General features: G+C 62.0%; 6 protein-coding genes and 4 pseudogenes. 6 read left to right on the forward strand and 4 right to left on the reverse strand.

Translation table 11 applies throughout. The features are described 5' to 3' along the window. Positions 1-107: 107 nt before the first annotated feature. Positions 108-1,478, forward strand: a complete 1,371-nt coding sequence (gene ppnN, locus ACRQ5J_RS13790; RefSeq protein WP_432377483.1) for a nucleotide 5'-monophosphate nucleosidase PpnN — start codon at positions 108-110, stop codon at positions 1,476-1,478. Between the two features lie 95 nt (positions 1,479-1,573). Beyond that, the gene (locus ACRQ5J_RS13795) at positions 1,574-2,215 is read left to right on the forward strand and encodes a PEP-CTERM sorting domain-containing protein (protein WP_432377484.1); all 642 of its coding nucleotides are present in this window, start codon (positions 1,574-1,576) and stop codon (positions 2,213-2,215) included. Here ACRQ5J_RS13795 and ACRQ5J_RS13800 read toward each other — a convergent pair. The 4 genes and pseudogenes from ACRQ5J_RS13800 to prfB all read right to left on the reverse strand — a co-directional run bounded on the left by ACRQ5J_RS13800 (position 2,155) and on the right by prfB (position 6,846). Beyond that, positions 2,155-3,361 (reverse strand): annotated as a pseudogene (locus ACRQ5J_RS13800) (ISL3 family transposase). The gene ACRQ5J_RS13795 and the pseudogene ACRQ5J_RS13800 overlap by 61 nt on opposite strands. Before the next feature lie 152 nt (positions 3,362-3,513). Beyond that, positions 3,514-5,043 (reverse strand): lysine--tRNA ligase, encoded by a 1,530-nt coding sequence (gene lysS, locus ACRQ5J_RS13805; protein ID WP_432377485.1) that lies wholly within the window; start codon positions 5,041-5,043, stop codon positions 3,514-3,516. A gap of 27 nt (positions 5,044-5,070) precedes the next feature. Further along, positions 5,071-5,739, reverse strand: coding sequence for an HAD family hydrolase (locus ACRQ5J_RS13810; protein WP_432377486.1), 669 nt, complete (start codon positions 5,737-5,739; stop codon positions 5,071-5,073). A 3-nt stretch (positions 5,740-5,742) separates the two neighbouring features. Further along, positions 5,743-6,846: pseudogene (gene prfB, locus ACRQ5J_RS13815) on the reverse strand (peptide chain release factor 2). 162 nt (positions 6,847-7,008) lie between these two features. On the opposite strand from prfB, the gene ACRQ5J_RS13820 reads away from it, so the two are divergent. From ACRQ5J_RS13820 to ACRQ5J_RS13835, 4 genes and pseudogenes are all read left to right on the forward strand, one after another. Then, complete coding sequence (locus ACRQ5J_RS13820) at positions 7,009-9,018, forward strand: bifunctional 2',3'-cyclic-nucleotide 2'-phosphodiesterase/3'-nucleotidase (protein ID WP_432377487.1); 2,010 nt, start codon at positions 7,009-7,011, stop codon at positions 9,016-9,018. A gap of 141 nt (positions 9,019-9,159) precedes the next feature. Next, positions 9,160-10,317 carry an ABC transporter substrate-binding protein gene (locus ACRQ5J_RS13825; RefSeq protein ID WP_432377488.1) on the forward strand — a complete coding sequence of 386 codons (1,158 nt, stop codon included), beginning with the start codon at positions 9,160-9,162 and terminating at the stop codon, positions 10,315-10,317. A gap of 130 nt (positions 10,318-10,447) precedes the next feature. Continuing rightward, a pseudogene (locus ACRQ5J_RS13830) lies at positions 10,448-11,337 on the forward strand (branched-chain amino acid ABC transporter permease). Positions 11,338-11,340: 3 nt separating this feature from the next. After that, positions 11,341-13,276, forward strand: a pseudogene (locus ACRQ5J_RS13835) (branched-chain amino acid ABC transporter ATP-binding protein/permease). Position 13,277: the final 1 nt, after the last annotated feature.

The raw sequence follows: 13,277 nt of genomic DNA on the forward strand, positions 1-13,277 counted from the left end.
GCACAAATGTGTTATTTGTGATAATGCCTGGCGGCACCACGGCACGCCATGTTGTCGTGTATATTGGTGGCGCAACACCCACAGAAACTGAATAGGATTTACGCATCATGGAATATGACGTTGTCGATACCCAGATTTCCCCGGAAGGCCAGCTGGAGATTTTGTCGAAGGCCGAAGTCAGCAAACTGCTCGATTCCGGCAAAGGCGGCCTGTATAACGTCTTCCGCAAGTGCGCCCTGGCGGTGCTCAACTGCGGCAGCACCATCGACGATGGCAAGGAGCTGCTGGAACGCTATGAATCGTTCGATATCAGCATCGTCCAGCGCGAGCGCGGCATCAAGCTCGATATCAAGGGCGCGCCGGCCATCGCCTTCGTCGACGGCAAAATGATCAAGGGCATACACGAACACCTGTTCTCGGTGCTGCGCGATATTATCTTCGTCAGCAACGAGATCACCGGCAACCCAAAGTTCGACCTGGATAAAACCGAAGGCATCACCGATGCCGTGTTCCACATCCTGCGCAACGCCGGCGTATTGAAGCCGATGCTGAACCCGAACCTGGTGGTGTGCTGGGGCGGCCATTCGATCAACCGCGCGGAATACAACTACTCGAAGGAAGTGGGCTACGCCATGGGCCTGCGCGACCTCGATATCTGCACCGGCTGCGGCCCGGGCGCGATGAAGGGCCCGATGAAGGGCGCCACCATCGGCCACGCCAAGCAGCGCCTGCATCGCGGCCGCTACCTCGGCATCACCGAGCCGGGCATCATCGCCGCCGAATCGCCGAACCCGATCGTCAATGAACTGGTGATCATGCCGGACATCGAGAAGCGCCTGGAGGCGTTTGTGCGCACCGGCCACGGTATCGTGGTGTTCCCGGGCGGCGCCGGCACGGCTGAAGAGATCCTGTACATCCTGGGCATCCTGCTGCACCCGGATAACGCCGAGATTCCGTTCCCGCTGATCTTCACCGGCCCGGAAACCTCGCGCGACTACTTCGTGCAGATCAACCAGTTCATCCACGATACGCTGGGCCCGGAGGCGCAGCAGCGCTACAAGATCATCATCGACGACCCGGAAACGGTGGCGCGCGAGATGCAGGCCGGCATCAAGGCGGTGCGCGAGTTCCGCAAGGCCCGCAGCGATGCCTACTACTACAACTGGAGCCTGAAGATTGACGCCGAGTTCCAGCGCCCGTTCCCGCCGACGCACGAGAACATGCGCAATCTGAGCCTGCACAAGAACCAGCCGGTGCACCTGCTGGCCGCCAACCTGCGCCGCGCGTTTTCGGGCGTGGTGGCCGGCAACGTCAAGGAAGAGGGCATGCGCGCGATCGAAAAGCATGGCCACTTCGAGATCCACGGCGACAAGGAGATCATGGGGCCGATGGACGCGCTGCTGGCGTCCTTCGTCGCGCAGTCGCGCATGAAGCTGGCCGGCAAGCCGTACACGCCGTGCTACCGCGTGATTCAATAAAAACGCAACAGGGCGCGCACGATTAAACTAGTTGAAGACAGTGTGAGTTGATTTTGCTATCGTGAGCAGGTTCCACTGCTTGCGGGGTCAACATCATGAATACCGGGCTTGCTTCTTCTGTTATGGCGTGTGCGCTGTTGCCATGCTTCATGGTGGCGCCGTCCGCGCAAGCGTATTCCTATTCGGCGGAATGGTCGGTTTACAAGCCGCGTACCAACACTGTCGAGTTCACCATCAAGTTTCGCGAGCCGCCGGATTTTTTCACCACCGATGCGGCCGGTCGCGCGGTCAATGAATTCCAATACCACGTATGGGGCGACAAGAGCCTGCCGTACCCGGATTATTGGGATTCCGTCATCCGTGTCGAGCAATCTTACCTGGCTCAAGGCATGCTGGTGATACGCGGCACCGAGGGCTTCCATGTTCCGGACTCACCGGTATGGGGGGCGGTGCGCGGTGTGGTGCCCTACACGCTGACCGGGACGGTGCTGACGTTCAGCGTGCCGGTGCCGGTGGTCAGCGACCACGGTCCGCTGTTCGATTACAATCTGCTCCTGGTCAGCTACGGAGATTTCGTCTCTCAGCGCGCGGGGCAGGTATCCGCCGTGCCGGAGCCGGGCATCGCCGCGCTGATGCTGGGTGGACTGGCGCTGCTCGGCTGGCGAAAAAAGGCTCTTCACGGATTTCCGGGAAACGCGGCTTTGATCTTCAGGAAGAAGAAGTCAGAGTCGCGGTAGCCATAGGCCATCCGCTTCATTACCTTAATCCGATTGTTGATTGCCTCCAACTGCCCGGTGTGCATTGGCCAGTGCATACGGGCCAAAATACCTCGCCAGTACAAAGCAAGGCGTTTTGGCAAAGCGGATTAACGGCTCAATAGTGCTGCTGCGTGCCATCGCTTGCCAAGTGCGCCAGGCCACGCGCCATCTCCGGGGATCGGTTGGCTGCCCAAGCTCGTTCAAGCTCGCTTTCATCACATAGACCGTCATCAGCGCGTGGTTTGCCGCGAGTAGCTCGTCCAGCTTGGGCGCTTGATCTGGTGGCACGTTGCCCGGATTACGCAGCAGCAGCCAGCGCGCCCGCTTTACGTACTGCCGGGCAGCTTTGTCATCGCGCAGTCGATTGGCCTCGTCGACCCGCACCCGATCGATCACGTCACGGCCGTATTTGGCAATGACGTGAAACAGATCGTAGACGACTTTGGCCCGCCGACAATGCTGCTTCACTTCCAGGTCGAAGGCGGTGTTCATATCCATTGCGACAGCACGAATACGCCGGCAACACTCCGGGCCTGGCCAAACAAAGAACGGGCGGATAGCCTCCCGGCTGCGCCCTTCGCAGACCCAGATCACCCGTCGGGTATCTGCATCGAGTACGAGCGTGGCATAGCGATGCCCCTTGAACAGGGCCAATTCGTCCATCACCAGCCGGATAGGCCGGGGTGACGGGAGTGCCGCCACCTTGCGCTCTAAGTCTTGGCGATGAATTTGATGAACCGTACTCCGGTGAAGCCCGGTAAGTTCGCAGACATGAGAGACCGGCAGCTTCTCACTCCAGCGTGATACAAACTCGGCCGGGCGACGCGAGACACGGGCATGGCGCTCCAGCCAGCTAATCCGCTGGGTGCAGCAACGGCAGCACGCCGGGCAGCGCAACCTGTTCACGGCGATACTCAAAAATACCGGCGATCCTGCGATTGGCAGATCACGTACATTGCGCCAGGTCGTTTCGTGGACACCTGGGGCGTGAGTGCCACAATGGGAGCGGATCAGCGGGTGAGCCGGATCAGCCATCAGGCGCACGTGCAGGCGATCACCCACGATTTCGGCGGAGGACACGAGAAAGCCTTCCCAGAACGGGAGGCTGAGAATATGATTTGTCATGAGAGCGGTAGGTTGAGAAATTGGTTTGGTCGCACAAACACAATAACTCTTCTTTACTGCTCTCTTGCGTTCTACAGCAGGCTCATCCCGGTAATACGCGATGAACCACAGAAAGCCGCTCAGGCGAGCGGCTTTCTGTCGACTGCTGACGATTACTCTTCGCGCCGCAGGTGCGGGAACAGCAGCACGTCGCGGATGTTCGGCGAGTCGGTGATGATCATCATCAGGCGGTCGATGCCGATGCCGCAACCGCCGGCCGGCGGCATGCCGTATTCCAGCGCGCGGATGTAGTCGGCGTCGTAGTACATCGCCTCTTCATCGCCGGCGTCCTTGGCGGCCACCTGGGCCAGGAAGCGGGCCGACTGGTCTTCCGCATCGTTCAGCTCCGAGAAGCCGTTGGCGATCTCGCGGCCGACCATGAACAGCTCGAAGCGCTCGGTGATGCCTTCGCGCGTGTCCGAAGCGCGCGCCAGCGGCGACACTTCGACCGGGTAGTCGATGATATAGGTCGGTTCCCACAGCTGCGCTTCGGCGGTTTCCTCGAACAGCGCCAGTTGCAGCGCGCCCAGGCCGGCGGTGGCGAACGGCTTGACGCCGAACTTCAGCAGTTCCTTCTTGATGAATTCGGCATCGTTCAACTGTTCGGCGGTATAGGACGGCGCGTACTTGTTGATCGCTTCAACGATGGTCAGGCGATGGAACGGCTTCGACAGATCCAGCTCGCGGCCGCCGTAGGTCAGCTTGGCGGTGCCGTGCGCGTCGATCGCGGCCTGGCGGATCACGGCTTCGGTGAAGTCCATCAGCCACTTGTAGTCGGTATAGGCCGCGTAGAATTCCATCATCGTGAATTCCGGATTGTGACGGATCGACACGCCTTCGTTGCGGAAGTTGCGGTTGATCTCGAACACGCGGTCAAAGCCGCCCACCACCAGGCGCTTCAGGTACAGCTCCGGCGCGATACGCAGGAACATCTGCATGTCCAGCGCGTTGTGGTGGGTGATGAACGGCTTCGCCGCGGCGCCGCCCGGGATGGTGTGCAGCATCGGCGTTTCGACTTCCATGAAGTCGTTCTTTTCCATGAAGCGGCGGATCGACGAAATGGCGGCGGTGCGCGCCTTGAAGGTGCGGCGCGTCTCTTCGTTCATGATCAGGTCCACGTAACGCTGGCGGTACTTGGTTTCCTGGTCGGCCAGGCCGTGGAACTTGTCCGGCAGCGGGCGCAGCGACTTGGTAATCAGGCGCAGTTCGGTGACCTTGATGGTCAGTTCATCGGTCTTGGTCTTGAACAGCGTGCCGACCACGCCCAGGATGTCGCCCAGGTCATAGTGGTGCAGCGCGGCCATGGCGGCTTCGCCGGTCAGGTCCAGCGTGGCGTAGATCTGGATGCGGCCGTCGGCCTTCTGGCCCGACGAGTCCTGCAGCGTGGCGAAAGCGGCCTTCTTGCCGGCTTCGCGCTTCAGCATCATGCGGCCCGCCAGCTTGACGGTGACCGGAGCAGCTTCCAGCTCTTCGCGGGTCTTCTCGCCGTATTGCGCGTGCAGGTCGGCGGCCTTGTGTTCCGGCTTGAAGTCGTTCGGGAAGGCGACGCCTTGTTCGCGGATGGCGGCCAGCTTGGCGCGGCGCTCCGCAATGATTTTATTCTCGTCGGGTGCTGCTGCCTGGTCTTGAAGATCCGTAGTCATGGTCTTTACTTTTGTTGAGGTGATGATTTAGTTGGTGGCGGTGGCGAACAGTTCGTCCACATCCAGCTCGCTGAAGTCGCGCACGACGGCGATGACGTTGTCGAACTCCTTGAACGCTTCAGCCGGCAAAGTGGTTGTCAGCACCACTGCGCGCATGCCGGCGCGGCGCGCCGCTTCCACGCCCAGCGGCGCGTCTTCGAACACGATGCTGTTTTCCGGCAGCGTGCCGGCGCGTTCGGCCGCCAGCAGGAACACGTCCGGATTCGGCTTGCCGCGAGCTACGTCGGCGGCGCCGGCGATGGCGTCGAATTCCTTGCGCAGATCGAGGCCGTCCAGCGTGAAGTCGATGTTCTCGGTCGGCGCGGCGGTGGCCACGGCCAGCTTGACGCCGGCCGCCCTGGCGCGCGCGATGAAGTCGACGAAGCCGGTCGTCGGCGCCAGGTGCGGCGCATACATCTCGCGGTACAGCGCTTCCTTCTCGAAGTCGAGCACCGCGCTTTCTTCCTTGGTCAGCGACTTGCCGAAGTAGGTGCTCATGATTTCATGGCCCTGGCGGCCGGCCGTGTTGCGGAAGAAGTCATCCGCATCGAGCACATGGCCGCGACGCTGGAAGAACTCCAGCCACGATTTCACGTGGAAGGACATATTGTCGACGATGGTTCCATCCATGTCGAAGATGAATGCGCGCTGGGTCATGAATTAAACGCCTTGTTTGAGCGAAGCCGAGATGAAGTCGTCCAGATCGCCGTCCAGCACACCCTTGGTGTTGCCGGTTTCGAAGTTGGTGCGCAGGTCCTTGATGCGCGACTGGTCCAGCACATAGGAGCGAATCTGGTGGCCCCAGCCGACGTCGGTCTTGGAGTCTTCCAGTTTCTGCTGCTCGCTCATGCGCTTGCGCAGTTCCAGTTCGTACAGCTTCGCCTTCAGCATTTCCATCGCCTCGGCCTTGTTGCGGTGCTGCGAACGGTCGTTCTGGCACTGGACCACGATGCCCGACGGGCCGTGGGTCAGACGCACCGCGGAGTCGGTTTTGTTAATGTGCTGACCACCGGCGCCCGAAGCGCGGTAGGTGTCGATACGCAGGTCGGCGGGATTGATCTCGATATCGATCGAATCATCCACTTCCGGATACACGAACAGCGACACGAACGAAGTGTGGCGGCCGCCGGCCGAGTCGAACGGCGACTTGCGCACCAGGCGGTGCACGCCGGTTTCGGTGCGCAGGAAGCCGTAGGCGTATTCGCCTTCCACCTTCAGCGTGGCGGTCTTGATGCCGGCCACCTCGCCCTCGGATTCTTCCATCACCTCGACCTTGAAGCCCTTGCGTTCGCAATAGCGCAGGTACTGGCGCAGCAGCATGGACGCCCAGTCCTGGGCCTCGGTGCCGCCGGCGCCGGCCTGGATGTCGATGAAGCAGTTGTTCGGGTCCATCGGGTTGTTGAACATCCGGCGGAATTCCATGCCCTCGATGACCTTGCGGACTTCTTCGGCGTCGAGGATCAGCGCTTCGAGCGTGTCGTCGTCGCCTTCTTCCTTGGCCATTTCAATCAGGTCGGCCATGTCTTTCAGGTCGGCGTCGGCCTTGGTCAGCGCGTCGACGACGGCTTCCAGCGATTTTTTTCCTTGCCCAGGTCCTGGGCTTTCTTCGGATCGTTCCAGACGGCCGGATCTTCCAGCTCGCCGTTTACCTGTTCGAGCTTGTCGACTTTGCGATCGAAGTCAAAGATACCTCCGAAGTTCGGCTTCGCGCGTGGTCAGATCGGCGAGCAGGGAGGTGAGGGCGTTGATGCGTTCGGCTTCCATGGTTTTCTTCTTTTCTCAGGCTGAAATCAAACCTTGGATTATACCCTAGCCAGGCGCGCTCTCCCAGCGCTGTGCCGCCAGCGGTGTCGCCGCCGTGAAATCCTGCCGTTTATGCCACAAAGCGGCTAAAATGTCGCGGCCTGTAACTATAGAATGCCCTTCATGCGTCTTGTCTATCTTGCATTGCCGTCGCTGCTGATCGGCTGTTCCAGCCTGCCCCATGGCGGCGCCACGCCGGCCGGCGCCGAAGCCACCTTCGCGCTGCTGGAGACTACCGACCTGCATGCGAATGTGCTCAGTTATGATTACTACAAGCTGCAGGCCGATCCCGCCATCGGCCTGGAACGCACGGCGACGCTGATCAGGCAGGCGCGCGCCCAATACCCGAACAATCTGCTGCTCGATAATGGCGACGCGCTGCAAGGCACGGCGCTGGCGGACTATCAGGCGCTGGTCAAGCCGGTGGCTTGCGGCGAAACGCTGGCCATCTACAAGGCCATGAACCACCTGGGCGTCGATGGCGCGGGCATTGGCAACCATGAATTCAACTACGGGCTGGCGTATCTGAACCAGGTCACCGGCAACCACTTCGAGGTGGACGGCGTGCCGGCCGACGCGCCGCGCTGCGCCGGGCCGAAGTTCCCGATCGTGCTGTCGAATATCTACAGCATCAAGTCGAAAAAACCGCTGTTCGAGCCATACCGCATCCTCTCGCGCCAGATCCAGGCCACCGGCCCGGATGGCAAGCCGCTGACGGCGACCATCAAGGTCGGCATCATCGGCTTCGCGCCGCCCGGCGTGCTGTCGTGGGACAAGGCCTGGCTGGAAGGGAAGGTCTACGCCGAAGGCGTGCGCGAGTCGGCGCAGAAGTACATACCGCAAATGCGCGCCGAAGGCGCCGACCTGGTGGTGGCCATCTCGCACGGCGGCGTCGATGGCGCGCCGTACACGCCGCAAATGGAAAACGCCAACTACTATCTGGCGCAGGTGCCGGGCGTGGACGCGCTGCTGATCGGCCACGCGCACCTGCCGTTCCCGGACGCCGCCAGCAAGGCGGCGGGCTTCAACCTGCCGGGCGTCGACAAGACCAGGGGCACGATCTACGGCGTGCCGGCGGTGATGGCCAACTTGTGGGGCAAGCACCTTGGCGTGATCGGCCTGCACCTGAAATACGACGGCAAGCGCTGGGTGATCGACCAATCGCGCACCACGGTCGAAGCGCGCGCCACCCGCCAGGCCGACGGCAGCTACGTCGCCGCCGATCCGGGCATCGCCGAGTTGATCGCGGACGAACATGCGGCCACCATCCGCTACGTTAAAACGCCGGTCGGCAACAGCGATTTCCGCATGAGCAGCTACTTCGCCGATGTCGGCGACATCAGCGCGATCGAACTGGTGAACCAGGCGCAAACCGCCTACGTGCAGGAGTATGTAAAGGCCAACCTGCCGCAGTACGCGGCGCTGCCCGTGTTGTCGATGGCGTCGCCGTTCAAGACCGGCGCCGCCGGCGTGGCCGACTACACCGACGTCAAGCCGGGCGCGGTAGCGCTGAACAACGCCGCCGACCTGTATCTGTACCCGAACGCGCTGCACGCCGTCAAAGTGAACGGTGCGCAGCTGAAGGCCTGGCTGGAGAAATCCGCCGAGCGCTTCAACCGCATCGATCCAGACAGCAGCGCGCAGCAGGAGCTGGTCAACACCGGCTTCGCGGGCTTTAACTTCGACATGCTGACCAGCGCGGACGTCAGCTACCAGATCGACGTGACGCAGCCGGTCGACCAGCGCATCGTCAAGCTGCACTATAAAGGTGCGCCGCTGTCGCCGGCGCAGGAGTTCCTGGTGGCGACCAATAACTACCGCGCAAGCGGCGGCGGCGGTTTCCCCGGCCTCGATGGCGGCAAGACCGTCATCGCCGCGCCGGATTCCAGCCGCGACGTGCTGATCGCCTATATCCAGAAAACCAAAGAGCTGACCCGCGCGCGCAATGGCGCCACGCGCAGCTGGCGTTTCGCGCCGGTCGCCGTCAAAGGCCCGGTGGTGTTCCGCTCCGCGCCTGGCCTGCTGGAGCTGGCGCGCGACGCCGGACTGACCGGGGTCACGCAGCTCAAGGCCGACGATGGCGGCGGCAAAGGCTACGCGCTGTACGCCATCGACCTGAGTAAAGGAGGATAAGCTAGCACCATGCCAGTGCTTGCTGCGATGCGGCACATCTATCTGTTGCTGATGACGTTCTACTAACCTACAATGGTTTTCCGATGGGGCGACTTTCCAGCGTACGACTGCTAAAAAACGTTGTATAACAGGAGATGACAGATGAATTTCAAGTTGAAATTGCTCGTTGCAGGTCTGGTACTCGGTTTTGCGGCTTCCTCTCAGGCGGCTGACCCCATCAAGATCGGCGTCGCCGGTCCGTTCACCGGCGGCTCGGCGCCGATGGGGGTATCGATGCGCGATGGCGTCAAGCTGGCGGCGGCGGAGATCAACGCCAAGGGCGGCGTGCTCGGTCGCCAGATCCAGCTGATCGAGCGCGACGACGAAGCCAAGAACGAACGCGGTGTGCAGATCGCGCAAGAGCTGATCAACAAGGAACGCGTGGTCGCAACGGTCGGCTACATCAACACCGGCGTTGCGCTGGCCTCGCAGCGCTTCTATCAGGACGCGAAAATCCCGGTGATGAACAACGTCGCCACCGGCTCGGTCATCACCCAGCAGTTTGCCAAGGAGCCGGAGAACTACGTCTTCCGCAATTCGGCCAATGACCAGATCCAGTCGCAGATGATCATCAAGGAAGCGGTCGACAATCGCAAGTTCAAGAAGGTCGCCATCCTTGCCGACTCCACCAACTACGGCCAGCTGGGACGCGAGGACCTGGAAAAAGTGCTGGCCTCGCGCAGCATGAAGGCGGTGGCGGTCGAGAAGTACAACATCAAGGACGTCGACATGACGGCCCAGCTGCTCAAGGCCAAGCAGGCCGGCGCCGAGGTGGTGCTGACTTACGGCATTGGCCCCGAGCTGGCGCAGATCGCCAACGGCATGGAAAAACTGGGCTGGAAAGTGCCGCTGATCGGCAGCTGGACGCTGTCGATGGCCAACTTCATCGACAACGCCGGCAAGAACGGTAACGGCACCCGCATGCCGCAGACCTTCATCCAGGACCCGAACACGCCGAAGCGCAAGGCCTTCATCGACGCCTATATCAAGGCCTACAACCCGCCGCAGGGGCGCATGCCGTCGCCGGTGTCGGCGGCGCAGGGCTACGACTCCATTTACCTGCTGGCCGCCGCCATCAAGCAGGCCGGCAGCACGGACGGGCCGAAGGTCAAGGCCGCGCTGGAGAACCTCAATGAAAAAGTGGAAGGCGTTGTCACCACTTACGATAAGCCATACAGCAAAACCGACCACGAGGCGATTACTGCTGACATTACTGTTTTTGGTGAGGTCAGGGACGGCAAGGTCGTGCATGCCAAGTAGGGCATAACTCCGTCGTTCCCGCGCAGGCGGGAACCCATGCGCCGTTTCGGTACCTGTTCCATGGATTCCCGCCTGCGCGGGAATGACGGGTCTGGGCTTGCCATTTTCTTGTCGTCTGCAGGGGAATCGTATGGAAATCCTGTTGCAACTGGTGTTCAGCGGCATTGCGCTGGGCATGATCTACGCGGTGATCGCCTTCGGCTACCAGCTGACGTTTGCCACCTCCGGCACACTCAATTTCGGCCAGGGCGAATCGCTGATGCTCGGCGCGCTGGTCGGTCTTAGCCTGGTCGGCACCATCCACGGCGGCCCTTACATGAGCTATCTGCTGATGATCCCCTGGTGATCGCCTTCGGCGCGCTGCAAGGCATGCTGGTCGAATGGATAGGCGTACGCCCGGCGATCAAGATCAAGTCCGAATTCGGCTGGATCATGTCCACCATCGCGCTGGCCATCATCTTCAAGAACGTGGCCGAGAATATCTGGGGCAAGGACGACCTGACGTTCCCGTCGCCGCTGTCGTCGGCGCCGATTGAAATCCTCGGCGCCAATGTGCAGCCGATGCAGATTGCCGTGGTGGCCGGCGCGCTGGCCATCATGGCGGTGGTGGAGATATTCAACCGCAAATCGATCTACGGCAAGGCGGTCGTCGCCACCGCCAATGACCGCGACGCGGCGGGGCTGATGGGCATTAACACCGGCGCCGTCATCACCTTCTCGTATGCGCTGTCGTCCGCGGTCGCCGCCTTCGCCGGCGTGCTGGTGGCGCCGCTGACGCTGACCGGCGCCACCATGGGCGCCTCGCTCGGCCTGAAAGCGTTCGCGGTGGCGATCATCGGCGGTCTCACTTCGGGTGTCGGCGCCATCGTCGGCGGACTGATACTGGGGATCACCGAAACCACGGCCGGCTACTACATCTCCACCGGGTACAAGGACGTGCCGGGCCTGCTGCTGCTGTTGCTGGTGCTGGCGGTGAAGCCGTCCGGCCTGTTCGGCAAAGCCGCCATCAAAAAGGTCTGACCGATGAAGAAGACGATAGTCGCGGCAAGCGTGGTGGGGCTGGTGGTGCTGGCCTTGTATCCGGTGCTGATTCCTAACCCGTACTATATCCATCTGTTCGAGACGATACTGATCTACGCGATACTCCTGTTCGGCCTCGATATCGTGGTCGGCTACACCGGGCAGGTGTCGCTGGGCCATGCCGGCCTGTTCGGGATCGGTTCCTACGTCACAGGCGTGGTCGTATTCAAACTCGGCGCGCCGTTCTGGATCGCCATCCCGGCCAGCGTGATCGGCGCGGCGATATTCGGCGCCATCCTCGCGCTGCCTGCGCTGCGCGTCACCGGGCCATACCTGGCGATGGTGACGCTGGCCTTCGGCACCATCATCCAGATCCTGATTAACGAGATGACCTTCCTCACCGAGGGGCCGATGGGCGTCAAGATCTCCAAGCCGGTGGTGTTCGGCGAAAAACTCAGCGAAGTGCAGTACTACTACATGGTCGCCGTGCTGATGGTGATTTCGCTGGTGGTGGTGCACCGGATACTGAAATCCAACCTGGGGCGCGCCTTCGAAGCGCTGCGCGACAGCCCGATCGCCTCCGACTGCATGGGCGTCTCGGTGTATCGCTACAAGGTGTATGCCTTCATCATCAGCGCCGGTTTCGCCGGGCTGGCGGGCAGCCTGTATGCGTATTCGGAAGAGTACATCTCGCCGAACACCTACAACTTCGAGCTGACCATCCTGTTCCTGCTGGCGGTGATCATGGGCGGGCGCAAGACGCGATCCGGCGCGCTGATCGGCGCGCTGATCGTGGTCATGCTCCCAAGCCTGCTGGCGGACATAGAACTGTTCCGCAAAATTGCCACCGCCGCCGCGATACTGGGCGTGATCGGCTCGGCGGTGGCGATCGCCCGCAAGCGCTCGACGCCGCGCGGCGTCGCCGTACCGCTGATCGCCACCATCGGCATGGCGGCGTTCTCGTACAAGCTTGAGAATATCGTCGACTGGCGGTTGACCATCTTCGGCCTGATGACGCTATTCGTCGTCTACTACCTGCAGGACGGCATCGTCGGCTTCCTGCAAAACCTGATGGGCCGCGCACGCGCGCACGCCAGTGCCGCTGGCCTCGGGCGGCGGGGCAGAGCCGTTCCCGCGCGCGCAGGGCGGCCAGGCCGGCGACACGCTGCTCGACGTCGAGCAAATCCTGATGCAGTTCGGCGGCCTGAAAGCGCTCAATCAGGTCAACCTGCATGTGCTGCAAGGTTCGGTGCACGGGCTGATTGGCCCCAACGGCTCCGGCAAGAGTACGATGATGAACGTCCTCACCGGCATCTACAAGCCGACGGCAGGGAAGGTGGCTTTTGCCGGCGCGGTGATTTCCGGCCGCACGCCGTCGGAGATCGCCCTCGGCGGCGTCGCCCGCACCTTCCAGAACGTGCAACTGTTCGGCGAAATGACGGCCACGGAGAATGTGCTGGTGGGCCTGCACAACACCTTCAAGTCGAATGTGCTCGACGTGATGCTGCAAACGCCGCGCTACCGGCGCGAGGAGCAGGCCGCGCGCGAGCGCGCCGCCAGCATCCTGGAATTCGTCGGCCTGTCGGACATGGCCAACGAAGAGGCGCGCAATCTCCCGTATGGCAAACAGCGGCTGCTGGAAATCGGCCGCGCGCTGGGCCTCAGTCCGCGCCTGCTGCTGCTCGACGAACCGGCCGCCGGCCTGACCGCGCCCGACATCAAGGAGCTGATGGCTATCATCCGCAAAATCCGCGACCACGGCATCACCATCATTCTGATCGAACACCACATGGACGTGGTGATGGCCTTGTCGGATACGGTGACGGTGCTGGACTTCGGCCAGAAAATCGCCGAAGGCAAGCCGGCCGCCGTGCAAAGCGATCCGAAAGTGATCGAAGCTTACCTGGGCGGCAGCGGCGAAACCGCGCCCGCACACTGAG

Origin of the sequence: Duganella sp. P38 (assembly GCF_050859475.1) — a bacterium.
In the GTDB taxonomy this organism is placed as follows: domain Bacteria; phylum Pseudomonadota; class Gammaproteobacteria; order Burkholderiales; family Burkholderiaceae_D; genus Rugamonas.